This window comes from Legionella fallonii LLAP-10, from assembly GCF_000953135.1.
Lineage (GTDB): Bacteria > Pseudomonadota > Gammaproteobacteria > Legionellales > Legionellaceae > Legionella > Legionella fallonii.
This window is the reverse complement of the sequence record NZ_LN614827.1, coordinates 2811506-2837510: the sequence shown is the minus strand read 5'-3', so window position 1 is coordinate 2837510 and position 26005 is coordinate 2811506. Positions and strand designations below refer to the sequence as shown.

The following is a 26005-nucleotide window of genomic DNA, read 5'->3' as shown; positions in this document are numbered from 1 at the left end:
GGTCTAATGAATAACTGTTCCATCTTTCTTAAGACGAATAATAGAGCCATCCACATTCTTAATAATTTTTGAACCATCTGGGTTCGTTGTTACTGATGAGCCATCGCTATTTTTGACAACAACAGTGCCGTCAGGGCTGGCTATCACAATCGAACCATCATTTTTTTGCATTATTTTGGTTCCATCCGGATTGGTTTGAAACGCGGTACCATCACTACCAATAGTAATTTTTGTGCCATCAGGTTTAGTGATAGTCTTACTTCCATCTGGATTGGGAGTGACTATGCCACTATCATATGACTCATCTACAGGATTGGATTCCATTGGCAGATTAGGTGCAGGGCTATTGCCAGCAAAAAGTACCGTGCTTGTAGGCAATTGTATTAACAACAATCCTAAAATAAATACAAACAATTGTATTTTATGAGGTAATATAAATTTATTCATTTGTTCATTCTCTCCTTGTCGCTAAATCAAATAGCTTGATTTAATAGACTTCGTTCGAAACGCTACTGTCTCGGTGAATTGCTTTGTTGGTACGGTGCTCCAATTCCCATGTATGGATGTACATTCCGGTTCTGCGCTCCGTTTCTTCTCTCATCTCACTTGCTATAGAGAATTTCGATAAAAGTCTAATACCTAATCCCAGGTATGTATAAATTATATCCCAACTGGGTATTTTATTCCATTGCGTGCTTTTTTGTCGTCACATTAGAGATCGAAGTTAAAGCCTGATCTGAAAGATACAGTGATTTTTATTTAAAGCAGGGTAATAGACTACTTCTTAGTTTAATATTGTTCCGCAATATTAGTTAAAGCTAACTAAATCAATAGCTGAATCAATTACTACCTATAATAGCCCTCTTTCCTCACTATAGTGAGTTTGGAAAGAGCTTTAGTCACTAGCCAATAGCTTTAGAAAATAGTACTAATGCTATGACAGAAAGAAATTCCAATGTAGACAATAATTGGAATACTTTTAATCAGTTTATAATTATTGCTCATGGTGCTCTCCTCTTCTTGTATTAATATCCATTCAAAAACTATGCCTAAAATTGCAGGTTAAAGTTTTCTCGCTAGACACGCTCAATACGCGGAGAATTTATTATGGTATCACAAGATTGGCTCCTCTTAGCTGATTAGCTGAGCGCATACCAATTTATTATATGAGGCAATCTACAGAGTTTACCTTCTAACTAGCCATTTTAGATTAATACTGACATAATTTGGCAGCATTAAATCTCCTAGGAATCATATAGTGTCCCGTACTGAACGTTTATTTGAATTGATGCAAATGTTGCGGCGTCATCGCTTTCCAATCAGTGGTGCCAAATTAGCAACTGAATTAGGTATAAGTGTGCGCACCCTTTATAGGGACATAGCTACTTTACAAGCACAAGGAGCTCAGATAGATGGCGAACCCGGCTTAGGCTACGTATTGCGGCCTGGATTTATGCTGCCTCCATTAATGTTTTCAGAAGAAGAAATTGAAGCATTAGTTCTTGGTTCACGCTGGGTGGCTGACAGAGCAGATAACCAGTTAAAAATTGCTGCACGAAATGCTCTTGCCAAAATTTCTGCCGTTTTGCCGGCAGATCTTCGCCATCAGTTAAATGCCTCCTCTTTATTGATTGGTCCTGGACAACCTATTGCGACTGGAGATGAGGAGCTGTCTTTGATCCGAAGCGCTATTCGTGCGGAACGGCAGTTAACTATTGTTTATACTGACGTGATGGGAAATAAAACCGAGCGAGTGATTTGGCCTTTTGCTTTAGGTTTTTTTGAACGAGTTCGTATAGTGATTGCTTGGTGTGAGTTACGCCAAGAATTTCGTCATTTTCGTACTGATAGGATAATCCAACTTACTGTGATGGAAACACGTTATCCTGCTCGTCGTCAGGGATTATTGAAAAAATGGCGTGAAATTGAAAGAGTTCCTGTTCAATAGTCTTCTTTTGAGAGAGGCGATGTATATACTTTGCTTTTTGTTCCTTTCCCCTAGATGTAGCGAGTATCTAACACGCTCTTATAACCGGTTATTTTTCTACTGACAAAATCTGTCAGTAAGATGATGTAACATAGGATACTAGTGACCTGTTGCATTTTGATTATTTGCTGTTAAAGGAGAGTGACCATGAACAGGAATTGGTTAGCAGTGGCATCGGCAGAGCATGTACGTCATGGTCGTCAATTAGGGATTATGCAAGTTTGTCATGGACAATTAGCTCCCTTGCGCCGCCTCAAATCGGGAGACTATATTACTTATTATTCTCCAACAATTACTTTTCGTGGAAAAGACAAAATTCAATCTTTTACTGCACTAGGACGAGTGAAATATGGTGAACCTTACCAGGTTGTGATGACGGCTGGCTTTTGTCCCTATAGGCTCGATGTAGACTGGTTTCCTACACAAGAAGCCTCCATTATCCCTCTCTTGAATACCTTAGAGTTGACTAAGGGGAGAATGAACTGGGGATATCCATTGCGCTTTGGTTTGGTGCCTCTTAGTGAACATGATATGCGTATTATCGCTCAAGCAATGAATAGATCTTTTGCATAACCTCCACTTTTGCCCGAATGCGGCGTGATAAGTGTTTCTCTGGTACTCATTTACTCATATGTAAACTCCGTTCCTCGAGATACTTATGCCTTACCTCAAGCAAAATCCGTTGGTTATGCAAGAGCTCTAATATTTCAATAGAGCAATAAATTTAAACCAATGAGGATGAATAGAATGAATGAGAATAAGCCTGATTTAGTTCAAATTAACGAGTTTCTTGTGGCTGGGTTGAGTGTGCGAACCATTAATAGTGATGAGTTTAATCCTGGTAAAGCGAAGCTGTCCAAATTATGGGATGATTTTTTTTCTACAAATATGGCTAATAGCATTCCTTATCGTACCCCTAACTCACCTATTTTTGGTGTGTACTCCAATTACTCCTCTGATGCATCAGATTTTTATACCGTAACAGCAGGAGTTAATATCAGTCAAGAAATGGGTGACCTTGAATTCAATACTGTAGCCATTCAATCTGGCGATTACTTGGTTTTTAGAGATAAAGGACTCATTCCAGAAATAGTGATTAGAACTTGGGGACGTATTTGGGAGTATTTTGCGGATGACAATGCGCCACAACGACGGTTTGGCACTGATTTTGAACTCTATGTCAGTACAGATGAAATTGCCATTTATATTGGAATCAATAATTCTCATTAGTTAAAAAGTCCCCTATATTTTTCATGAAATATGGGGGCGTGTATTAATAGTCATAGTCTGAAAGAGTATGAATACTAAACTAATCTATACTAATAATTATGAATGACGAGTTGGATAGCAAAAAAATGAATGAAATGGATATTTTGAGATTGTTTTATGATGAAATGGTTGCCCAAGGCGTTACCAGAGAGCAAGTATTTTTGAGTATCGAAGAAGAGGCCGCAGCAAAGCTTTCTCAAAAAATAAAGGCTCCTGTTTCTGTAGAGGATGCTCAGAAATTGGCTGATATTTGTATTGCCAATGAATGGTTAGAGCGGACAACAGCGGATCCAAACTATAAATATTTATCACTAACTGAAAATGGATTACAGATAGTTTTAGTTAATCAATATACTTAAATTTTAGTAAACCAATTTAAGGCCTTTATTACTCGCCACTTCCTTCATTACAGCGAGTGTGGAAGAGGTGTAATATAAGCCTGTCTTGATGAATTGTCACAAGACCTTATCTTTTAATTAAAGATCATCAATTAAGGGTATAATCTTTAGGCAAAACTCGGTAAAATACATCACTTTATTCTTTTTTTGTTGCCATCATGCCAAAACGAACTGATATTAAATCCATCCTTATCCTTGGGGCTGGTCCAATTGTAATTGGGCAAGCTTGTGAATTTGATTATTCGGGTACTCAAGCCGTACGTGCTTTAAAAGAAGAAGGTTATCGGGTGATATTAGTTAACTCTAATCCAGCCACGATTATGACGGATCCTGAATTGGCAGATGCCACGTATATAGAGCCTGTACAATGGAAAGAAGTTGCTCGAATCATAGAAATAGAACGCCCAGACGCTATTTTGCCTACTATGGGAGGGCAGACCGCACTCAATTGTGCTTTGGATTTGGTACGAGAAGGGGTTTTAGTCAAATACTCTGTTGAAATGATAGGCGCTACGCGTGAAGCGATTGATAGAGCGGAAGATAGAGAAAAATTTCGCCAATTAATGATTAAAATTGGGTTGGACATGCCGCGCTCTGCTATTGCCCACAGTTTGGAAGAGGCAATTCAAGTACAAGCGCGCCTAGGGTTCCCTGCAATTATTCGCCCTTCTTTTACTATGGGGGGGAGTGGTGGTGGAATCGCATATAACCGTGAAGAGTTTGAAGAAATTTGTACACGAGGTTTGGAGCTTTCACCAACTCATGAATTATTGATTGATGAATCAGTGTTGGGATGGAAAGAGTATGAAATGGAGGTTGTGCGTGATAAAAATGACAATTGTATCATTATTTGTACTATAGAAAACTTTGATCCCATGGGGGTCCATACTGGAGATTCTATAACTGTTGCCCCAGCGCAAACGTTAACTGATAAAGAATATCAGCGTATGCGCGATGCGGCTATTAAAGTACTAAGAGCTGTTGGAGTTGATACCGGTGGTTCTAATGTGCAATTTGCCATTAATCCAGAAGATGGTCGTATGCTGGTAGTTGAAATGAATCCGCGAGTATCTCGAAGCTCTGCTTTAGCATCTAAAGCAACAGGATTTCCTATTGCCAAAGTTGCAGCAAAATTAGCGGTTGGTTATACACTTGATGAATTAAAAAATGAAATTACCGGAGGCATTACGCCTGCTTCTTTTGAACCCAGTATTGATTATGTAGTGACTAAAATACCGCGTTTTAATTTTGATAAATTCCCTCAAACACCTACAACCTTAACGACACAAATGAAGTCAGTTGGTGAAGTAATGGCCATAGGCTCTAATTTTCAGGAGTCCTTGCAAAAAGCCATTAGAGGTTTGGAAATAGGGCGTAGCGGCTTACATTCTATTTTTCAAAAGGGAGATATTGCTCGCTTAAGAGGACATTTGCGAGAACCCACTCCCGATAGACTGTGGTATATCGCTGATGCATTTCGACAAAAATTATCGTTAGAGGAAATTCATGGGGAAAGTCGTGTTGATCCCTGGTTTTTAGCCCAAATCGAAGAGCTAGTGCATTTGGAGCGCAGTGTATTTGGCAAATCGGTTCATGAGTTGGATAAGGCTACATTGCATCTATTAAAGCGTCGTGGATTTGCTGATAGTTACTTGGCTAAATTGATGTATTGCACAGAGGAACAAGTTCGAGCAAGGCGTTTGGAGTTAGGGATTACTCCTGTATACAAACGTATTGATTCTTGTGCTGGAGAGTTTCCCAGTGACACAGCCTATTTATATTCTTGTTATGAAGGAAGTTGTGAAGCGCGCCCAGAGCACGATAAGAAAAAAATTATGATACTTGGTGGTGGGCCTAACCGTATAGGTCAAGGTATAGAGTTTGATTACTGCTGTGTCCATGGAGCGATGGCATTAAGAGAGGCCGGGTATCAGACTATTATGGTGAACTGCAATCCAGAAACGGTATCAACAGATTTTGATACTTCAGATCGATTGTATTTTGAGCCAGTTACTTTAGAAGATGTTCTATCCATCGTCGATGTAGAACAACCTGACGGGGTTATTGTACATTATGGTGGACAAACCCCCTTAAAATTGGCGAGGGCATTAGAGGCAAATGGAGCAAAGATAATTGGTACTTCCCCTGATGCTATTGATAGAGCTGAGGATAGGGAGCGTTTTCAGCAGTTAGTAACTGAGTTAAAACTGCATCAACCAGAGAATGGTACCGTTAGGAGTGAAGCGGAGGCGATAGAGTTGGCCAATCGTATTGGTTATCCTCTCGTGGTTAGACCCTCCTATGTTCTCGGCGGAAGGGCTATGGAGGTAGTCTATCAGGAAGATGATTTACGTCATTATTTATCTCATGCAGTATCGGTGTCTAACGACTCCCCAGTATTGCTCGATAGATTTTTAAACGATGCTATCGAAGTAGATATTGATGCTGTTTGTGATGGCAAAGAGGTATTTATTGGTGGCATCATGGAGCATATAGAACAAGCGGGCATCCATTCTGGTGATTCAGCCTGTACCCTGCCTCCGTTTAGTTTAAGTGTGGTAGTACAGCAGGATTTAATGGAACAAATGCGGCAAATGGCTTCGAAGTTGGGGGTCGTGGGATTAATTAATGCTCAATTTGCTATTCAGGCTGATGATATTTTCGTGTTGGAAGTGAATCCACGCGCTTCAAGAACAGTTCCCTTTGTTTCAAAAGCTACAGGATTGCCTTTAGCTAAAATCGCGGCATTGTGTAAAGTAGGAATTAGCTTAAAAGAACAGGGCCTAACTCAGAATCATCACATGCCAACATTTTACTCCATTAAATTACCCGTCTTTCCTTTTATTAAGTTTTCTGGGGTAGATTCCATTCTTGGGCCCGAGATGAAATCTACGGGAGAGGTCATGGGTATTGCCAAGCGATTTGGACAAGCTTATGCTAAAGCTCAGTTGGGTGCTGGTTGTCATATAGCCAAGCGACGACGGGCTTTTGTCTCCGTTCGCGATGCAGATAAGACACGAGTCGGTGAAATTGCTAAGAGATTAATTGAGTTAGGTTTTGAAATAATCTCCACACGTGGCACTGCTCTTGCCTTACAAGCTGCGGGTGTTGATTGCAGACGGGTTTTCAAAGTAGCAGAAGGTCGTCCGCACGTGTTGGATTACATAAAAAATAATGAAATAGATTTTATTGTGAATACAACTGAGGGTAAGCAAGCTATTGCGGATTCCTTTGCTATTAGACGCAATGCATTGCAGCACAAAGTTAGCTATACTACAACCTTATCAGGAGCGGAAGCAGCATGTCTTGCTATGAAATATGAAGATAGAGAAACAGTAACTCGCTTACAGGATTTACATTAGAGGTGGATATGAGTAAACATCCCATGACCGTACCAGGGGCAGAAGCATTAAAAGAAGAATTAAAGCGCTTAAAATTTGTAGATAGGCCTCGTATTGTTGAAGCTATTGCTGAGGCTCGAGCACATGGTGACTTAAAAGAGAATGCTGAATATCATGCTGCGCGAGAGCAACAAAGTTTTAATGAAGGCCGTATTCAGGAGCTTGAAGCAAAATTATCAAATGCGCAAATAATAGATATTAGTAAGATACCTAATACAGGGAAAGTTATTTTTGGTGCAACAGTGACTATTTGCCATGTTGCAACAGATGCCGAACTGACCTATCAAATTGTTGGTGAAGACGAAGCCAATATTAAATTGAATAAGATCTCTTATAGCTCTCCTATTGGTCGTGCTTTGATTGGTAAGCAATTAGATGACACCGTCACAGTGACCACTCCGGGTGGTATAGTTGAATACGAAATTATAAATGTTCAATACTAGATAGATTGGGCTTGTAGCCTGGGTGCCGCGCTAGCGGAACCCAGGCTACAATTCATATCCGAAACTGACATTAAAGTAAGGGTTTATTTTATAGACCTAATGCCGCGAGAATTCGAAATATCTTAACTTAATGGCAGGCTCCTTTTGGAGACAGATGACGGGAGTAATGTAGGTCGGGTTCCTGTTGTGTCCAGAAGCCAACCTACTATTTATGAGATTTCGACTTGATTAAAGTGGATTTATTTCTTGCTGGATTCCGCCGACAACCCAATCTTTGCTGTTACCAAATCGACGGAAATGCCATATTTCATTAAGTTGAGTAATAGGATCATCATTTTCTTTAATAGTTCCAGTAAAACGAACGCTGGCTATACTAGAGTCGACTTGTTTTGAAACATCGAGCAATTCTGCATTTAAAGTAATGACTTCTGTTTTATTGGGAGAATCGCCACGCTCGTCCAATTGCATTTTAATTTCTCCAAAAACTTCTGGAGCAGTAAAGGTTGTTAAATCTTGCAGATTCTTTTGATCGTAAGCAGTTTGTAGTCGTATAAAACAAACTTTGGCATCACGCAAAAAATTCTCTTGGTCAAAATCTGCTGGATAATCTGAGGCTGAGCTATTGCTGGATGAGCCACCAGGATTATTGTTAGTAAATTGTTGGGTAAAATTACTAAATGATTGCCCAAATGCATTGGATCCTGCCCCTTGCATACTGGGTTGCATTCTTCTGCGGAAGAAACCGACAATGAAAAATACTACGGCTCCAAGAATTAACCAGGAGATGATTCCGCTGGCTACCCCATGCCCCATAAACAAACTGGCTAATAAACCTCCAACTAAAAGACCACCGAGCATGCCGCCCCATTTGCTTGCAGGAGACTTCTGTCCCAATGCAGCAGTACTTTGTTGTGGTTTATGTGATGACATTAGACTACTTTGTGAACGTTGTACCCCAAAACTACGGCCCCCACCAAAACGCTTCGCTGCTGCTTCATTAACTACCAATCCAAATGATAGTAATGTAATTAGTAAACATGTAAAAAGATTACGCATTTGACCTGCCCCTTTTTTATTAAGTAACCATAGTATAACTGAACAAATAGCAAGTTGCTTACACCTTATATTGGGTGTAAATAAAAATATTCAAGGAGGCCATGAGCTTATCCTTGATTTTCTGGCTGTTCTGCGTTGATATACACCCAAGCTTGAATGCCTGAGGCTAGTTGAACACTGATGCGTTTATATTCTGCTACTTCATATTTATCTGCTTGCTCTAATTCATCGCTGCCGATATGAAACACCATGCCCTCTACTTGATCGGAGGGATTGCCAGTATAAGTAATAATTGGATGAAATCTCTCGCCACTGGTTAAAACAACTTCAGGAGCTTTTATTTCAATCATAGACAGAGCAAATCCAGGTAAAGCATCTTGAGTGCCTTCTAGTTTACGACCAAAATTAGTTAACTGGACATTTTCATAGCGCAAGGTGCCATAGGAAAATAGCTTTTCAGTATGATTAGCATTCATTAAATAGTTCCTTCGAGGTCAAATGAACTAAGAGTACCTTACCTGTCATGAGACAGGCAAGGATAGAGTGGGGCAATTTAGAATGTATAAATGGCCATCCAACAAATTAAAAACGAAAGTGAAATGGAGTCGTTATTTCATCTTTTTCCGTGTTCGGCAGTAGTAGGAACATGCTATTGAAATTACCCTGTGAATGTACCTTGGGAGTTGGCGGAATGTATCTAAGGGGGATAGCAAAAAATCGAGACATTTCGGTAAAAATCCGTTCATTTAATGCTGATGAATTTTCACCTTCAGATAAGATAACTTTTAAACCTCTATCCAGCCTTATCAGCAGGAAGTCTTGATTCTTAGCACGTATTGCATCTGCGAGCTCTACAATCTTGTAGTTATTGTTTAATAAAATACCAATGGCTTCTTGGATATTAGGGTATGGCTTATCACATTGGTCCATAAAGGAACCTAATTCATCTAAATCCTCAAAATAATCGTTCATCTCTTCGAACTTGGTTTTGAGTTCTTTTTCAGGTAGTGTTTGGTCTACTACATGTTTAATCAATGTAGCGAACTTCGTTTTATTTGCTTCAATAATGACATCAGATTGATTAATTAAGCATGCATAGACATCATGAATTAAAAGAAGTAACTCTAACTTTTGAGACAAAGCCGTAACCATTTGTAAATCAGCCAGTTGTAATTTCTTAATAGACTCCTCAATTGACTGCCAATTAATAGGGGACTGGTTTAATTCTGGAACTAGATCAAATAGAGGCATTATAACTTGACGTTGAGTGTCAAAATGAGTCAGCAACTCAAAGAGGAAGGAATAATGAGTAAAATACTCATCAATTTTCTCAGGAAAATTTCCTTCCTCGGCATTATTAAAGATCGTCAGTCCCCATTTTTGAAATTGCTGCTTAAGGTCATTCTGTGAAGAAAAGATTGGAGTTATTTTCTTGCGTAACTCTTCTGTTTTAACAACACATTGATATTGTCTATTAAACAACTTAGCAAATTCAGGTAATTGCTCTACCCAGTCTTTATAATCTAACTTCAATTGTTCAGCGAGCTGCTGTTGCATAACATGGAATAACTTAAGCGATTTCTCATGGATTTTTTGCTTCAAGAAGTGACTTATATTGCGTTTTAGCAGACCCAATTCCGCACATTGATCGGCTTGTGTTGTTGTCAATTGTAGCGACATTGAATGAGTAAGCATTTGAAAACGTTTTTGCCAAAGGTCTGGTAAAAATTGTTCTGTTTTTAACGGTGCGATGAGTTGTTCGTGACGAAGAAGGAGGCGAACACATGCCTCATCATTGTACTCATTAAGCAAATTAAACCGCAGTAAATTGAAAATAAAAATGCTCTGGAAACGAAAATTTACGCTACTGGAGCACCACGTATTAAATCGTTTACTTTCTTCCGCACTTGCCAAAGAGCACAATTTGCGAAACTGCCCAAGCCATGATTTCAGCGTAATTTTTCTATCTCGTCCTTTATTTTCTTCCACAAGTATCATCTGGTCTAGAGGTTGCTCTACCCACACTTTTAGGCCTTCAGCTGTGACTTGTATGGTGTTTGTATTCGGTGTTGTCATCTGAGGCATCAATTTATTTTTGCGAACTTCTGCTAATGCTTTTTGAAAAACAACTAAGACTTCATTATGAGGTGTTCTTTGCATTTTGTTAGCACGAAGAGCTCCTCTAATGGCTTGTTCCAATTGGTTTTTCATGTTTAAATCAAAGTTCATAGTGCTGAAAATGCCTGTAAGATCGGGATTTTCTATATCATTGAGCACTTCATCATCAGTGAGTTCGTCTCTGGATGGTGCGCCAGCCAGTTCACAGATACAGATAAATAATGCATATAAATCGCTTTGTATATCATAGATCTTGGGTTCTTCATTCATATCAGCAAGCAGCATTTCGCCATCCCATACCAGTTTGTTGCCATAGGGTTGTAGGGTAGAATAGTGGCTATCTTTTTCTATTGCTTTGGTTAATCCCATGTCTATAACCGTGACGGTCCATTGACCGTTCACATAGGCAGCCATAATATTTTCTGGCTTTAGATCGCAATGAATCATCATGCGGCCTTTGTGTTTTCCTGCATCGATGATACGATGAATTTGTTGTGGTACTTCTTCTATCAAGGTACAAACAAGGCTTAAAAACTGCTCGCCAGAGAGTTTGTTTCTATAATGCTCCAGAGATAAACCAGGGGCACGATTCATATGTAAGAATGAGGTTTTTTCCCTTTTTACTAAGGTATAGTGTATTCCCAATGTTGGATGTTGTCCTCCTAGATATTGCTCTTTATTTGCTACGCGAACAAACCAATTCGGCTTGTTGGGTTTATCACTAGGCGCGCTTTCATTTGCGGTCATTTCTTTAACTACATAGGAACCTGAATCATCAAAAACTCCATTATCGTTGTGTGGAATTATGGATTTGATGACCGGATAAACTTTGCCAAAATTTCCATTATTTTCACTACTCGGTTCAAAAATATCTAAGCGGACAGCAGGGACGTTCGAGTTGACTGTAGGGTCAGCGATAAATTGAAGAACTGGCAGGGTTAAAGCATAGGATGTGTTTTCTCCTAAAGAATAAACGGTGTAGTGTTCTAACAGTCCAGGATTATTGCCGAGGATTGATTTTGCCAAAGCAATAACTATAGGAATATTTTCAGGGAGTGTTGGATTAATAATACGAACAGGATTTGTCATAAATTTTACTCAATTATGCGTATAAAAATAAATAGTGGGCAACATGATATCATATTGAGTGCCTATAGGCTAATTGTTTTCTAATTGTTGCAATTTGTTTCATTTATTCCCTAATTTTAAAGCTTAGGACTTTGCAAAAGATTATTTATTGCATTTACATTACCTCTTGATATGATGCTAAAGGTCTAAATTAAAGGGATGTAATGTATGAATAAACTAATTAATGCAGCAATTTTGTCACTGTCTACCTCTCTGGTTTGCGCCAGCCAGGTGACTTTGAAGGGGGAAGTAGATATTCAGCTGAATCCTAAAAATCAATATGGTGCTGTACATCATTTAAAGTTCCGTCTACCTAAATATGAATTATCTCCCAGTGCAAAATCTTATTTGCATGAGCAACTGAAGCAATATCCTAAGAACTCAGTGTCTAATGCTTCTTTTTCATCTGAATTACCACCTAAGATAAAATTAGGAATGCAGTTAACACCCGTGTTGGATCAAGGCTATCATGGTAGTTGCGTGACTTTTGCTGTGACTGCGGCTCTAGATGCGGCTTTAGGTGCGGGTGATTATATTAGCCAGTTATGCAATCTTGAGTTAGGCAGTTATTTGGCCATCCATGATAAAATACAAGCAAGCGGCTGGAATGGTTCTTTAGCTCCCTGGGTATTACAACAGATTAGTGACTATGGCATTATCAGTCAGAACTACCAAAAACTGAATGGTTGTGCAGGGGTGAGGCAGTATCCCTTAGATAATCAGACCGATGAGGGCACTCCTATGTCTGATACTGAATTTATGGCACATAGTATTCCTTTATCCAATTTAATCAACTGGGAGCCTTTGCTTTCTGATGAAGATTCATTTTCTGCACAAGCCGATATGGATCAAATCATCAGACAGATTAAAGAAGAGTTGGCAAAAGGCAATCGTTTAACTGTCGGCATACTGTTAGATATTAAGAATGGGGATGCTGGGGCTGTAGGTACTAACAGAGCCTACAATGATACTTGGATGTTAACACCTGAGATTCTACAAGATGCGATGAATAGTGACATTATTATTGCAGGTCATGAGTTAGTTATTACTGGATACGATGATAATATAGAAGTAACTGATGAAGAGGGTAATGTTAACCGAGGGGTGTTTACTTTACGGAATTCTTGGTCCAGATTTGCAGGTGATCAAGGGGATTATTATGTTACCTATGATTACATTAAATTCCTAACAATAGAGGTCAATGCCATTCGTATGAAAGGCAGGCTATTCGAAAGCAAAAAGACCGTCTAAGTGTAACAGTATTCTTCGACTTACTCATAAATGGGCCTATAGCTACCAGGTTAAGGAGTCGATGAGATGGTTTCCCCTCTCCTACGAAGAAGAGGGGATTCGCAGTGGAATAATGTTTTGATGACACAAAAAGCTCCGCGCCTGTGAAAAAAATTTTTGAGTAAAAATAGATACTCTATCGCGGGAGAGGGTCGTAGCCGCTAACTTTACATGGCCACTGAAATTTGATTTTTTTCAACTCTAGTTTTATTAAAGATTAAAAAAACCTAAGTCAAGACTGTTTTTTTATAATTTTTTTGTTATGATGGCAATCCGCCTAAATCTATCCACTCAATCTTTTCTTGTGGATATTCTTATATTTCTTTCCCAGATATTATTTTCAATTTAGACTCTCTTTTTATAAAACCCCTTGCCCTACATGGATTGTGACAAATTAATTGACTTTAAATAAATACTAACTTATCCCCATTTTCTGTGGATAACTCTGTGAATAGACCTTGGGTAATCTCTTAAAAGCTGCATTTAATCGGATGATTTTTCTTTTAACTAAGTGCGGTAAAAAATGAACGAAAATAGCTACTAACTCTGGTGAAGTAACTTTTTGAAGTGGAGGGGAGACCCATCCGCTGTTAGCATTTCAGATGAGTCCTTTTCCGTTAGCTAGAGTAATCATCCACATCCTTGTGGCGGGTATCGTCCTTGATACCGAGACTAAAGTCCTTTTAAGACATCCATTGTCTTTACTCTGAAATCAGTATAGCAAAGGATAAAAAATACAATAAGGGACTTTGTTCTAAATAGGTGCAAGACATTTCTTATAATGATAGAAGATATAATAGGAGATTCGACATCTGCGCATTTTTGATGCGCTGTATGGGATAATACGTTGCTCAAATGATAGATTATGGTTTTTTTAGTAACATGATTTAATACTCTAATTTAAATTTAAATTTAAATTTAAGTTGCAGTTCGGGCAACACATTGCCCGAACTGCGATTGCTGAATGCTTTTGTTATTTTTATGGCAAATAATAGTAGGGATTAGGTAATTTAAACCCTTTCTGAGCGTAGCCTCCGCGAATGTCACTGTATTGGTCACCAATTGATGCGATAATAGTGTAACCTTGCTCGCTGATTTTTTTTCTTGCATCCGTTTTGAAAGGAATAATGGAGGAGGCAGAGTATTTTTCTGGGCGTAAATAAAGACCCGTCCAGTTGGTATAACCCGCTTTGATTAGGTTGTTTACTGTTGCTGCTCGCTCTGACTCATTTCTACCAGTTACAAAAAACACTTTAATACCATGATTTTTAGCTGCTTGGTAAAGAGCCAACATGGGTTTAATTGCAGGGGCGTTTGCTGCCAGGATTTCTTTGTGAATCCGAGCACGATTGGCAGTAAAATCATGCTTAATCATTTTATCGTAGTTGGATAAACTGGTTTCATCTATATCTAAAACTAATGCTAATTTTTGTTTGGACGTATGCTGTTGATTAGCAATCGCCTGCTGAATAATGTATTGCCGGGCTTGCTTAATTTTATCGGCTAATTCCTGCTGATACTCTCCCGAATCATGGTATTGAATCAACTCTTTTTTGACTAAGGTGAGATTAGCGGGTTCAGCAGCAGCTGAGGTAGAAAAAATAAGTGATAGACTCAGAGACAGAGCAATAAGGCGAAATACATTTGCGTAGCGTTTCATTAGCATCCTTTAAAGTTAGAGAATGGTGTATTAGTTTTTTCTAAAACTTGTTTTTCCGCAGCGAGTTTCGGAATAGGCGCATTATATAAGGCTGATCTTGTTTGTCAATTGTTCATGTTGGTAGTAACTGTTGCAATAATAACCTATAAGATAGAGGGGCGGCCATACGAGAGAACAAAATAGTCATACCGGCCTTCCTCAGTTATAATATCTGATTATTATTTTTGTATCGTTATCAATATGCATCTGAAGCAATTGAAATTAGCGGGGTTTAAATCCTTTGTTGATCCTACCGTAGTTCACTTTCCTAGTCAGTTAGTTGCTGTTGTTGGCCCTAATGGTTGTGGCAAGTCGAATATTATTGATGCGGTACGTTGGGTTATGGGAGAGAGTTCGGCTAAAAATTTACGTGGTGAATCCATGACCGATGTTATTTTTAATGGTTCATCTAATCGTAAACCAGTCGGTCAGGCTTCAGTTGAACTTGTATTTGATAATAGTTTGGGGCGTTTAACCGGTCCTTTTGCCAGTTACGGCGAGATTGCGGTGAAGCGTGTTGTAACACGAGATGGCGATTCCTCCTATTATCTGAATGGTAGTCGTTGTCGGCGACGAGATATTACAGACATCTTTTTAGGTACTGGCGCCGGTTCACGCGGTTATTCTATTATTGGCCAAGGTACTATTTCGCGATTGATTGAGGCAAAACCAGAAGAGTTAAGGGCTTTTCTTGAAGAAGCGGCGGGCGTTTCAAAATATAAGGAGCGTCGTCGTGAGACGTTACAGCGTATAGAACATACTCGTGATAATTTAAACCGAGTCGCAGATATCCGCGAAGAGCTCGATAAACAATTGCAGCGTTTAGAGCGTCAGGCAAAGGCTGCTGAACGTTATACTGTACTGAAAGAAGAAGAAAAAATCTGTCGCGCAGAAATACTCGCACTTAAATGGCAAGATTATACCCAACAACAGTTACGTAAGCAGAGTGAACTGCACGATTTAGCTGTTCGGTATGAACAACAACAAAGCTTGTTGACTGGGTCTAATAAAGAACGCACCATTTTAAATGAACAATTGCAGGATGCTAATGATAATTCGCAACAAATTCAGGCTGCTTTCTATCAATTAGGTACAGAGATTGCTCGTTTAGAAGAATCGATACAACAACAAGATAGAGAAAAAAAACGTCTAGAACATGACAGACAACAGATGCAAGAAGATTGGCAAATTGCTGACGAACAATTAAAACAAGATCAAGAAGAATTACAAAACAGCGAACAACAAGCGGCACATCTAGAAGAGCAGCTCCGGCAATTAAACATAAAATTCAAAGAAAAAGAAGAATTGCGGCAAGAATCTCAAATACAACAACGTGAATGGCAATCACGCTGGCAAGAAGTACAGAATGCAACAAACTCAGTTAAAAGTGAGTTACAAGTTACCCAAGTTAAAGCACAGCATTTAGAATTAAGACGCCAGCAAATAGGATTAAGGCAGGAGAAATTATTTCAAGAACAAGCCACTATTTCTTTAGCTGACTTGCAACAAACTAAAGCAGATCTAGAGAGTAAACAATCTAAGCTAAAAGAAACCCAAGAGTTTGATGAGGCGCAGTTAAAACAAGGGAATGAACAGGCTAATTTGCTGCGAGCCCAATTGCAGGAAACAGAGCAACAATTACATCAGTTACAGGATGATTTTCATCGCCAAAATAGTGAGCACGCTGCATTGATTGCGGCACAAAAGGCTGCAAGACAAAGCAAAACACAGAATAAACAAGCAATTAAAGAATGGTCTAATAAACCCCAATTAATGGACATTTTGCAAGTGGAACCTCAATGGCAATCCGTCTGTGAAATGGTATTAACTGATGCTTTGCATGCCTATGTGCTGGATGACTTTGAGGAGCTATGGCCCCAGTGGACTCTTTGCGAGTCTCAAGGGGAAAGCGTAGTCACAATGAGGCCCTTGCTTAGTAAGCAACGCGAATATCCTAGCCTTGCTGATAAAATTAAAGGCTCTATTCCTGCGTCAGTACCTAACCTGGAGCATATCTATACGGCAGAACATTTAGAGCAGGTAGTTAGTTGGTTACCTCACTTAGCAGATCATGAGTCAATTGTGACGTCCCATGGCTTTTGGTTGGGGAAAGGATGGGTTAAATTAGCTCATCCTGAAGAGCAAGATGAGCTTGGTTTTCTTGGGCGACAACAGAAAATTGTTGATTTGGGTGCGGTAGTCGATACGTTACAGCAAAAGATTACAGAAGTTAGAGCATTACGTGACCAATATCACGCGCAGCTACAACAAAGTGTCAATTATATTGAGTTATATCAATTAAATCTTTCCGGGAGCAACGAGGCTTTAAGAAGTAATATTAATGCCCTGACTGCTAATGAACAGGCTATTCAACAAGCAGAAAGACAGATAGCCATGCTGGCTACCGAACAGGAAGAACTACAAATTTCTCTAGAAGATACTGCAACAGAACTTATAGAAATTACTGAAAAATTAAATCTACTAGATAATCAATTTAAAAATTATGAATTACAGCAGGCTCAATTTGCTGACGAAAAACAAAATTGGCTTGATACCTTCGCAATACAAAACAAAGAAGTAGAAGAGCTGCGCATTACTTTGCACCAAGCAGAAAAGGAACATGATCGAGAGATTACCAAAACCCAACAATTAACCGATAGAATTGCAAGAGAACAGGAGCGTTTAAATGTACTACAAGAACGGTTAGAGCATTTAGCACTTTTATGCATACAATCGGCTGCGCCAGAGACAGAACTTAGGGAACAACTGGCTGAGCAATTGATGAAACATAATGAAATAGAGTTGCAATTGACTGAAAGTCGCGAGCAACTAGTACAATTCAGAAGCAACATGGAGAGTCTAGAGCAATCTATTTTTAATTATGATCGTGAGCTAAAACAGGTACACGAAGTGATTGCACAAACCCGAATGCAGGAGCAAGAATTAGCTGTTCGTGCCAGTTCAGTACAAGAATCTCTTGATGAGTCAGGTTTGCACGCTTCATCTTTATTGGAGCATATTCCGCAGGGAACAACTCAAAGTATGCGCGAAGATGAATTAATTGCTTTAGCGGAGAAAATCAAGCGCTTGGGAGCAATTAATTTAGCCGCTATTGAAGAGTTTGTTGCTGAGCGGCAGCGTAAGCTCTATTTGGACGAGCAATATGAAGATTTAAGCCAGGCCTTAGCCACATTAGAGATGGCCATTGATAAGATGGATAAGGAAACTCGCTTACGACTAGAAAATACGTTTGATGAAGTGAATACTTCTTTTAAAGCCCTTTTCCCCCGACTTTTTGGCGGTGGAAGAGCACAGCTTGAATTAACTTGTGATAATCTGTTAGAAGCTGGTATCGTAGTAATGGCACAACCGCCTGGAAAACGAAATAGTACTATTCATTTGTTATCCGGTGGCGAGAAGGCAATGACTGCTGTCGCATTAGTATTTGCGATTTTTCAGCTAAATCCTTCACCATTCTGCATGTTAGATGAAGTGGATGCTCCTTTAGACGACGTAAATGTGGGACGGTTTTGCGATTTAGTAAAAGAGATGTCACAATTCGTACAATTCCTCTTTATTACTCACAATAAAGTGACTATGGAATTGGCAGATCATTTGATGGGGGTAACTATGCGTGAACCAGGCGTGTCTCGTTTAGTTGCAGTTGATGTGAAAGAAGCTTTGACTATGGAGTAAATGATGCAGGCAAATTGGAGTTTAATACTTAATGTCCTGTTGTTAATCGGTGTTATAGTGGCCATTGGGCGCTTAATGAAAGCGAGAAGGCAGAGCTTAAATCCAGCCCGATATCAGCCCGATCTTGGCCCAACTGAAAAGGCGGCATCTAAAGAAGCTCAGTCTTTTAACGATGATATTATAGCTGTCCGTAAGGTGAATAGAGAGAACTCATCATCTCCTGATCTAGGTCTTGGTGCGGAGACTGAGTCAGAACCAGTTATGCAATTATTTACTAAGCCAGTAAAAAACTCGCAGCAACCGAAATTGCTTCCTGAAGATGAGCCTACAATAGAATATAAAGAAGAGCCTCAAATAGTGACCCCGTCTACATTGATGATGTTTTTATTGGCTAAAGATAATAGGCAGTTTGCTGGATATGAATTATTACAAACTGTTCTTGCTGCAGGCTTGCGTTTTGGTGAAGGACATTTATTTCATAGACATCAATTTTCTAATGGCCAAGGCCCAGTAATCTGTAGTTTAGCTGCCGCTACAGCAACAGGTGTTTTTGATTTACAAAATATAGGTGCTTTCAGTGTACGCGGTTTATGTTTATTCATGCAAACCTCAAAAAACCCAATCATTGATGAAGAGCGTTTCTCTATTATGCTCGATACCGCAAGGCAGTTAAGTGATGGAATGGACGCTTATCTGCTTGATGATCAACGTAAGCCATTAACCGAAGAGCGCATTGCACGCTATCATCGTTTGCTGCATATTGAACAGAAAGCGCAGGAATATGCTATTGCTTAATTAGGAGGTCTGTGCAGCACTACCCTGTCATTCCAAGCGGTGCTTGCAACGAAGGAGCTTCTGAACGTGGCGCAATGCGTTTCGCAGGAGATCCTTTTGTTGCGCTCTGAATGAAGGTGATAGTAACGTAGACCGGGCAATAAATTGTCCGACCTGCAACTGTTCTTTTGGGAGTACAATATTAATTCTCAATACGATGGTCTTGAACTATGAGCCAGAGTGTTAGTACACTAGACTTTTGGCCTGCCCTTAATACTATGAACCTAAATACTATTGCATCACTTCTTACTCAGTCACATCAAACAAATACTGAAATTAACGGTATCTCTACCGACAGTCGTCAAGTTCAACCTGGAAATTTATTTATTGCTATAAAAGGTGAGAATTTTGATGGTCATCATTTTATTAAAGAAGTCGAGGAAAAGGGAGCTGTAGCCGTCGTAGTGGATCATTACATTGAAGGAGTGCATATCCCTCAGTTTGTAGTGGCAGATACTATATTGGCTTTAGCAAAAATTGCAGCGGCTCATCGACAGAGTATTCATTGCCCTGTCATCGCCCTAACTGGTTCAAACGGTAAGACTACAGTTAAAGAAATGATTGCCGCTATTTTACCACCACCATCGCATGCGACTAAAGGCAATTTAAATAATCATATTGGTGCTCCGTTAAGTGTTTTACAATTAAATAATCAGCATCGTTATGCGGTTTTTGAGTTGGGCGCTAATCATCAGGGAGAAATTGCTCATACAGTAGCGGTAGTGCATCCCGATGTGACTTTGATTAACAATATAGCCCCCGCACACGTTGAGGGGTTTGGTTCTATTGATGGTGTTGCTCGAGCTAAAGGAGAAATACATCAAGGATTATCTACGGCGGGCACTGCTGTGGTTAATGATGATGATGCTTATGCTCATTTCTGGGATGAACTATTAGCGGATAAAAGGGTTCTTCGTTTTTCTGCTAATCATGTTGCAGATGTTTATGCCCAGGATGTGCGGTTAGACACTCATGGTCGTGGGCATTTTTCTTTAGTATTGCCTAATGGTCGTGCAGACATTGAGTTGCAAGTTCCCGGATTGCACAATGTGCGGAATGCCTTAGCCGCTGCAACATGTTGTTACGCTGTAGGTATTTCAATTAAAGACATTCAACAAGGCTTAAGCAACTTCAGTGGCGTTCGTGGGCGTATGACTATTCTTACCGGGAAGAATCAATCAACAGTTATTGATGATACTTATAATGCTAATTTGCGCTCGGTGTTAACCGCGCTTGAGGTGCTAGCCAAGCGCCCCGGGAGAAAGATTTTTGTATTTGGTGATATGGGGGAGCTGGGTTCTTGGGCAACCCAACACCATCAAGAAGTAGGATTAGCTGCTCGCCAATTAGGAATTGATAAGTTATTGACTTGTGGTTCATACAGTGAGTTAGCCTCAAAAGCATTTGGCGTTGGTGGGCAACATTATCCTAGCCAAGATGACTTGGCTCAAAACTTATTCAATGAGTTGAATTCAGATACTACGATTTTGGTAAAAGGATCACGATCGAGTGCTATGGAAAAAATTGTGCATAAACTGCTTAATTGATGTCTAGAGAGTATGATATGCTTGGCCACTTTTTGGCCCCATTTAGGGATTATGTGAGTTGACCACAGTTTTTATTAAGTAAGAGGAACAATTATGCTCTATTGGCTAACGCAGTTATTTCAAGGACAGTATCATGCGTTAAGAGTTTTTCAGTATCTGACATTTAGGTCTATTTTAGCTTCTTTAACTGCTTTAATGGTGGGGCTGTTGTGTGGCCCATTGATGATTCGATGGCTACGTGGACTGCAAATTGGGCAGATGGTTAGGAATGACGGTCCTCAAACTCATCTGTCAAAGGCAGGAACTCCTACTATGGGCGGAGTACTCATTCTATTAGCTATTACAGTGAGTTGTTTACTGTGGTGTGATTTACAACAATCTAGTTTGTGGCTTGTTCTTTTGGTGACTCTAGGTAATGGCTTAGTGGGTTGGGTTGATGATTACCGTAAATTGGTCTTAAAAAATAGTAAGGGATTGCCTGGCCGCTGGAAATATTTTTGGCAATCAGTGATTGCAATTATTGCTGTAATTTATCTGTATACGAATGCTAATTTACCGGTACATACTCAATTAATCCTGCCTTTTTTTAAAACAGTAACTTGGGATCTAGGAATCTTTTTTCCAGTGCTTGCCTATTTTGTTATTGTAGGAAGTAGTAATGCCGTTAATTTAACTGATGGTTTGGATGGTTTGGCTATCATGCCCATAGTAATGGTTGCTGGAGCTTTGGGTATTTTTGCTTATGCCTCAAGTAATGCAGTTTACTCGAATTACCTCGCTATCCCCTTTGTACCTAACACTGGGGAATTAACTATTTTTTGTTCTTCTATCGTGGGCGCAGGCTTAGGTTTTCTATGGTATAACAGTTATCCAGCCCAAGTATTTATGGGCGATGTAGGATCTCTCGCTTTAGGGGCTGCGTTGGGAATCGTAGCTATAGTAGTAAGACAGGAACTTGTGTTATTAATAATGGGTGGGCTGTTTGTTATTGAAACGATTTCAGTAATTTTACAGGTGACTTACTTTAAATATACTCATGGCAAAAGATTGTTTCGTATGGCTCCTTTACACCACCACTTTGAATTAAAAGGATGGTCAGAGCCCAAGGTTATAGTCAGATTCTGGATTATTACAGTTGTATTTGTGCTATGCGGATTGGCTACTTTAAAACTTCGATAAGCAAGGTGCATCATGGATCATTCTTTACATTTAGTTGCAGGGTTAGGCAAAACGGGGCTTTCAATTGCTCGTTATTTGCACAGAAACAACAAGCCATTTATAGTATTTGATACCCGTAAAGATGCTCCTGGTGTCGCTGAAATTAGGGCAGAGTTTCCTGAGGTACCGATTTACCTAGGGCATATACCAACGGAACTAATAAGCCAATTGACTGATATTGTTGCTAGTCCAGGGGTATCATTGGATCTGCCTTTTCTCAAACAGGCAAAACAAGCAGACATCGCTATTTATGGTGATATTGAGTGTTTAGCCAGAGAGGTTAAGGCTCCTGTAGTGGCCATTACGGGAACTAATGGTAAGTCAACGGTCACTACTTTAGTTGGCGAGATGGCTAAAGCTGCAGGATTTCGTGTTGCTGTAGCAGGAAATATTGGTACTCCAGTTCTAGATTTATTGGACGATGGGCATCAATATGACTTATGGGTTTTAGAGTTATCTAGTTTTCAGTTGGATTTAACTTATTCTTTGTCGCCAATTGCAGCAACTATCCTTAATGTAACGCCAGATCATTTAGATAGACACCATTCTTTTGAAGCCTATGTCGAAGCAAAACAGCGAATTTATCATCAAGCAAAAATAGCATTATTCAGCCGTGATGATTCTTGGACTACTCCTATAACGCAATATGATAATGATTTAACTCATATTTCTTTTGGTCAAAATGCCCCTGATGAAGGTCATTGGGGATTAATTAATCAAGACAATAAAATCTTTTTAGCAAAAGGTAGAGACCGTATTTTGGCGGTAGATTCTTTATTAATTAAAGGTGTGCATAATTGGCTAAATGCATTGGCATCGTGTGCTTTGGCTGAAGCTGTCGGTATACCTATGCATCATATAATTGACGTATTAAAAATGTTTAGCGGTTTGCCTCATCGTTGCCAATGGGTAAGAACGTTAGATCATGTTGAATGGATTAATGACTCCAAAGGAACTAATGTTGGGGCAACAATTTCTGCTATTAATGGAATAGGAGGTTCTATGCAAGGGAAAATAGTTCTTATTGCTGGAGGACAAGGAAAGGGGGCGGACTTTCAAGAGTTAGCGCAGCCTATAGCCGATTTTGTACGCTCAATAGTACTTATAGGTGAAGATGCAGATAAAATGGAAGCAGAATTAGGGCATGTTGTTCCTACAACACGGGCATCATCTTTAGAGGGGGCTGTTGTCATTGCAAAAACTCAGGCTAAGCCTGGGGATGTAGTGTTGCTATCACCAGCCTGCGCTAGTTTAGATATGTTTCGAGATTTTAATCATCGCGGTGAAGTATTTACAGCCTCTGTGATTGGATTATAAGAGCTATGAGGCCGAGACACTTAAACCAACGCGGAAAACCGGTAAGTAAACCGATATCACTTTATGATAAATGGTTAATTAGTGCTGTTTTTGGCTTGCTCATTATTGGCTTAATGATGGTTGCTTCCAGCTCCGTAATGATTTCTACAAAATATTATCACCAACCGTTTCATTTTTTGATACGGCAAGCCTGTTATTTATTTGCTGGATTGATGATTGCTTTAGTCATCATTCGTACTGACAGTAGTTTCTGGGAGAGAATCAGTGCGCCGATGATGATTGTTTGCTTGCTCATGTTGCTGATTGTGTTAATTCCAGGGATAGGACGCACGGTGAATGGAAGCCGAAGATGGTTATCTTTGGGGCCTATAGGAATTCAAGTATCAGAAATGGCCAAACTAACGATGATATTTTATTTATCCGGTTACTTGGTTCGGCAACAAAAAGCAGTCAGTGAAAGTATTTTTGGTTTTATTAAGCCTATGGTTATATTGGGCGTTGTCTCAGTGTTATTGTTACGAGAACCAGATTTTGGTGCGACAGTAGTTATTGCCGGCACGGTGATGGCGCTTCTTTTTTTAGCAGGCGTGAGACTACGTTATTACGTTGGTTTAATGCTATTGGTAATTAGTGCGCTTGCTTTATTAGCCGTGTCTTCTCCTTATAGGGTTGCTCGTTTAACGGCATTTCGAGATCCTTGGGCTGACCAATATAACAGTGGCTATCAATTAACTCAGTCTTTAATTGCTTTTGGGCGCGGGGGATGGTTTGGCTCTGGTTTAGGTGAAAGTATTCAAAAATTACTCTATTTGCCTGAGGCTCATACTGATTTCGTATTTGCTGTTTTGGCTGAAGAATTGGGTCTTTTCGGTATTTTAGTTGTTATGGCTTTATATAGTATACTTGTTATTAGAGGGTTTGCTATAGGGTATACCGCTCATTGCCAAGAGCGTTTTTTTGCATCGTTTACAGCTTATGGTCTGACCTTTTGGTTGGGTTTGCAGGCAGCGATTAATATGGGGGTAAATGCTGGTTTGTTACCAACAAAAGGATTAACACTACCATTACTCAGTTATGGTGGTGCCAGTATGATAATTAATTGTGTGGTCGTTGCAATATTATTGCGCATCGATCATGAAAATCGTTGGCAGTCTCTGGGATTGGGAACGCTGGCAACATAAGGGGGAATTGTGAATAATTCAGAGCAATTTGTATCTCCAAGGATGGGGCATGTAGAGCAAATACATTTTGTTGGTATTGGCGGTGTTGGTATGTGTGGTATCGCAGAGGTATTACATAACCAAGGTTATCGCATTACTGGTTCAGATATTGGGGAAGGGAGTTCCGTTCAACGTTTAAGATCTTTAGGGATTCAAGTTTATATTGGACACCGCGTCGAAAATATTAAAGGCGCTGATGTTGTTGTTCGCTCTTCTGCTGTGGATATGAATAATCCCGAGATTGTCGCTGCGCGTGAATTAATGATTCCAGTCATTCCAAGGGCCGCAATGTTGGCTGAGCTTATGAGATTCCGACACGGAATTGCCATTGCTGGAACCCACGGTAAAACAACAACGACCAGTTTGGTCAGCAGTTTGTTAGCTGAAGGGGGTTTAGATCCTAGTTTTGTTATTGGTGGAAAATTAAATAGCTGTGGTGCGAATGCTCAATTAGGTAAGTCGGCTTATTTTGTGGTGGAGGCTGATGAAAGTGATGCCTCGTTCTTATTTTTGAAGCCGATGATGACCGTTGTTACCAATATAGATGCTGATCATATGGATACTTATGAAGGTAGCTTTGATAAATTAAGAACAACCTTTATTGAGTTCCTTCATCATTTACCTTTTTACGGTTTGGCAGTAGTCTGTATTGAAGATGAGGAAATTCGTCGTATTCTCCCCGCGATTCAAAGACCCACTCTAACTTATGGATTCAGAGATGAGGCTCACTATAGGGCGGTGGATTGGACTCAAACTGAGATGTTAAGCCGGTTTACCGTAATCAGACCTGCACCTCATTTGCCTTTGACTATAGAGTTCCAATATCCTGGGCGCCATAATGTGTTAAATGCATTAGCTTCTATTGCCATAGCAACAGAGGTAGGAGTCGATGACGAGTCGATTATTCGTGGTCTAAAAAAATTCCAGGGGGTTGGGCGCCGTTTTCAAATGCTGGGTGAAAAGCAATTTGAGAAAGGTTCTGCTATTGTGGTTGATGATTATGGACACCATCCGCAAGAAATTTTATCAACGATTGATGCATTCAGAAAAGTTTGGCCTAACAAGCGGTTAGTGCATGTTTTTCAGCCTCATCGTTATACTCGAACTCAATCCTTACATGGCGAATTTGTTAACGTATTGAGCCTTGCTGATGAATTGTTGCTGTTTGATATTTATTCTGCGGGTGAACAACCCATCCCAGGAATCAGTAGTGAAGGCCTAGCGGATCAAATTAGAGCAAAAGAAAAGAGAGTCACTTTAGTAAATGAGCAATCATTAAAAACCAAACTTGATGAATTCATTAAGGATGGTGATGTTATTTTGATGCAAGGAGCAGGAAGTATTGGTCAAATGGCTGTAAACCTAATGAAAAAAGCGTGAGAAT

Annotated in this window: 19 protein-coding genes; 14 read left to right on the top strand and 5 right to left on the bottom strand. The window is 39.7% G+C overall.

Annotated elements, in window-relative coordinates; translation table 11 throughout:
* Positions 1–3: 3 nt before the first annotated feature.
* Positions 4–447: a T-complex 10 C-terminal domain-containing protein gene (locus tag LFA_RS11675; protein WP_045096346.1), complete on the bottom strand. Its 444-nt coding sequence runs from the start codon at positions 445–447 to the stop codon at positions 4–6.
* 811 nt (positions 448–1258) lie between these two features.
* On the opposite strand from LFA_RS11675, the gene LFA_RS11670 reads away from it, so the two are divergent.
* From LFA_RS11670 to greA, 6 genes are all read left to right on the top strand, one after another.
* Positions 1259–1948: a helix-turn-helix transcriptional regulator gene (locus LFA_RS11670; RefSeq protein ID WP_045096345.1), complete on the top strand. Its 690-nt coding sequence runs from the start codon at positions 1259–1261 to the stop codon at positions 1946–1948.
* Between the two features lie 186 nt (positions 1949–2134).
* On the top strand, positions 2135–2560 hold the full coding sequence (locus LFA_RS11665) for an EVE domain-containing protein (RefSeq protein ID WP_045096344.1): 426 nt from the start codon (positions 2135–2137) through the stop codon (positions 2558–2560).
* Positions 2561–2734: 174 nt separating this feature from the next.
* Positions 2735–3217, top strand: a complete 483-nt coding sequence (locus LFA_RS11660; protein ID WP_045096343.1) for a GyrI-like domain-containing protein — start codon at positions 2735–2737, stop codon at positions 3215–3217.
* Between the two features lie 125 nt (positions 3218–3342).
* A complete protein-coding gene (locus tag LFA_RS11655; protein ID WP_045097576.1) occupies positions 3343–3615 on the top strand; it encodes a hypothetical protein in 273 nt (90 codons plus the stop codon).
* A gap of 197 nt (positions 3616–3812) precedes the next feature.
* Positions 3813–7016, top strand: a complete 3204-nt coding sequence (carB, locus tag LFA_RS11650) for a carbamoyl-phosphate synthase large subunit (protein ID WP_045096342.1) — start codon at positions 3813–3815, stop codon at positions 7014–7016.
* A gap of 8 nt (positions 7017–7024) precedes the next feature.
* Positions 7025–7498 carry a transcription elongation factor GreA gene (gene greA / locus LFA_RS11645; RefSeq protein ID WP_045096341.1) on the top strand — a complete coding sequence of 158 codons (474 nt, stop codon included), beginning with the start codon at positions 7025–7027 and terminating at the stop codon, positions 7496–7498.
* A gap of 228 nt (positions 7499–7726) precedes the next feature.
* Here the strand turns inward: greA and LFA_RS11640 are convergent, their stop codons facing one another.
* The 3 genes from LFA_RS11640 to LFA_RS11630 form a co-directional block, all read right to left on the bottom strand.
* Positions 7727–8554, bottom strand: coding sequence for a Tim44 domain-containing protein (locus tag LFA_RS11640; RefSeq protein WP_045096340.1), 828 nt, complete (start codon positions 8552–8554; stop codon positions 7727–7729).
* Between the two features lie 107 nt (positions 8555–8661).
* Positions 8662–9030: a gamma-glutamylcyclotransferase family protein gene (locus LFA_RS11635; RefSeq protein ID WP_045096339.1), complete on the bottom strand. Its 369-nt coding sequence runs from the start codon at positions 9028–9030 to the stop codon at positions 8662–8664.
* A gap of 106 nt (positions 9031–9136) precedes the next feature.
* Positions 9137–11761 (bottom strand): protein kinase family protein, encoded by a 2625-nt coding sequence (locus LFA_RS11630; RefSeq protein WP_045096338.1) that lies wholly within the window; start codon positions 11759–11761, stop codon positions 9137–9139.
* Between the two features lie 207 nt (positions 11762–11968).
* Between LFA_RS11630 and LFA_RS11625 the strand changes: the two genes are divergently transcribed.
* Positions 11969–13051, top strand: a complete 1083-nt coding sequence (locus LFA_RS11625) for a C1 family peptidase (RefSeq protein ID WP_045096337.1) — start codon at positions 11969–11971, stop codon at positions 13049–13051.
* 1018 nt (positions 13052–14069) lie between these two features.
* Here the strand turns inward: LFA_RS11625 and LFA_RS11620 are convergent.
* A complete protein-coding gene (locus tag LFA_RS11620) occupies positions 14070–14750 on the bottom strand; it encodes an HAD family acid phosphatase (RefSeq protein ID WP_045096336.1) in 681 nt (226 codons plus the stop codon).
* Between the two features lie 240 nt (positions 14751–14990).
* On the opposite strand from LFA_RS11620, the gene smc reads away from it, so the two are divergent.
* From smc to murC, 7 genes are all read left to right on the top strand, one after another.
* Positions 14991–18485 (top strand): chromosome segregation protein SMC, encoded by a 3495-nt coding sequence (gene smc, locus LFA_RS11615; protein WP_045096335.1) that lies wholly within the window; start codon positions 14991–14993, stop codon positions 18483–18485.
* Positions 18486–18488: 3 nt separating this feature from the next.
* Entirely contained in the window at positions 18489–19280 is a 792-nt protein-coding gene (locus LFA_RS11610) for a cell division protein ZipA C-terminal FtsZ-binding domain-containing protein (RefSeq protein WP_045097575.1), read from the top strand.
* Between the two features lie 257 nt (positions 19281–19537).
* Positions 19538–20866, top strand: a complete 1329-nt coding sequence (locus tag LFA_RS11605; protein WP_045097574.1) for a UDP-N-acetylmuramoyl-tripeptide--D-alanyl-D-alanine ligase — start codon at positions 19538–19540, stop codon at positions 20864–20866.
* A gap of 93 nt (positions 20867–20959) precedes the next feature.
* The gene (mraY, locus tag LFA_RS11600; protein ID WP_045096334.1) at positions 20960–22045 is read left to right on the top strand and encodes a phospho-N-acetylmuramoyl-pentapeptide-transferase; all 1086 of its coding nucleotides are present in this window, start codon (positions 20960–20962) and stop codon (positions 22043–22045) included.
* 12 nt (positions 22046–22057) lie between these two features.
* The gene (murD, locus tag LFA_RS11595; protein ID WP_045096333.1) at positions 22058–23401 is read left to right on the top strand and encodes a UDP-N-acetylmuramoyl-L-alanine--D-glutamate ligase; all 1344 of its coding nucleotides are present in this window, start codon (positions 22058–22060) and stop codon (positions 23399–23401) included.
* Positions 23402–23406: 5 nt separating this feature from the next.
* Positions 23407–24582, top strand: a complete 1176-nt coding sequence (gene ftsW / locus LFA_RS11590; RefSeq protein WP_045096332.1) for a putative lipid II flippase FtsW — start codon at positions 23407–23409, stop codon at positions 24580–24582.
* A gap of 9 nt (positions 24583–24591) precedes the next feature.
* Positions 24592–26001, top strand: a complete 1410-nt coding sequence (murC, locus tag LFA_RS11585) for a UDP-N-acetylmuramate--L-alanine ligase (RefSeq protein ID WP_045096331.1) — start codon at positions 24592–24594, stop codon at positions 25999–26001.
* Positions 26002–26005: the final 4 nt, after the last annotated feature.

Coding starts and splice junctions, on each gene's coding strand:
- smc (WP_045096335.1), top strand. CDS start 14,991: ATGCATCTGAAGCAATTGAAATTAGCGGGGTTTAAATCCTTTGTTGAT.
- LFA_RS11660 (WP_045096343.1), top strand. CDS start 2,735: ATGAATGAGAATAAGCCTGATTTAGTTCAAATTAACGAGTTTCTTGTG.
- mraY (WP_045096334.1), top strand. CDS start 20,960: ATGCTCTATTGGCTAACGCAGTTATTTCAAGGACAGTATCATGCGTTA.
- LFA_RS11620 (WP_045096336.1), bottom strand. CDS start 14,750: ATGAAACGCTACGCAAATGTATTTCGCCTTATTGCTCTGTCTCTGAGT.
- LFA_RS11605 (WP_045097574.1), top strand. CDS start 19,538: ATGAACCTAAATACTATTGCATCACTTCTTACTCAGTCACATCAAACA.
- greA (WP_045096341.1), top strand. CDS start 7,025: ATGAGTAAACATCCCATGACCGTACCAGGGGCAGAAGCATTAAAAGAA.
- LFA_RS11640 (WP_045096340.1), bottom strand. CDS start 8,554: ATGCGTAATCTTTTTACATGTTTACTAATTACATTACTATCATTTGGA.
- LFA_RS11630 (WP_045096338.1), bottom strand. CDS start 11,761: ATGACAAATCCTGTTCGTATTATTAATCCAACACTCCCTGAAAATATT.
- LFA_RS11655 (WP_045097576.1), top strand. CDS start 3,343: ATGAATGAAATGGATATTTTGAGATTGTTTTATGATGAAATGGTTGCC.
- LFA_RS11635 (WP_045096339.1), bottom strand. CDS start 9,030: ATGAATGCTAATCATACTGAAAAGCTATTTTCCTATGGCACCTTGCGC.
- LFA_RS11675 (WP_045096346.1), bottom strand. CDS start 447: ATGAATAAATTTATATTACCTCATAAAATACAATTGTTTGTATTTATT.
- LFA_RS11625 (WP_045096337.1), top strand. CDS start 11,969: ATGAATAAACTAATTAATGCAGCAATTTTGTCACTGTCTACCTCTCTG.
- murD (WP_045096333.1), top strand. CDS start 22,058: ATGGATCATTCTTTACATTTAGTTGCAGGGTTAGGCAAAACGGGGCTT.
- LFA_RS11610 (WP_045097575.1), top strand. CDS start 18,489: ATGCAGGCAAATTGGAGTTTAATACTTAATGTCCTGTTGTTAATCGGT.
- ftsW (WP_045096332.1), top strand. CDS start 23,407: ATGAGGCCGAGACACTTAAACCAACGCGGAAAACCGGTAAGTAAACCG.
- carB (WP_045096342.1), top strand. CDS start 3,813: ATGCCAAAACGAACTGATATTAAATCCATCCTTATCCTTGGGGCTGGT.
- LFA_RS11665 (WP_045096344.1), top strand. CDS start 2,135: ATGAACAGGAATTGGTTAGCAGTGGCATCGGCAGAGCATGTACGTCAT.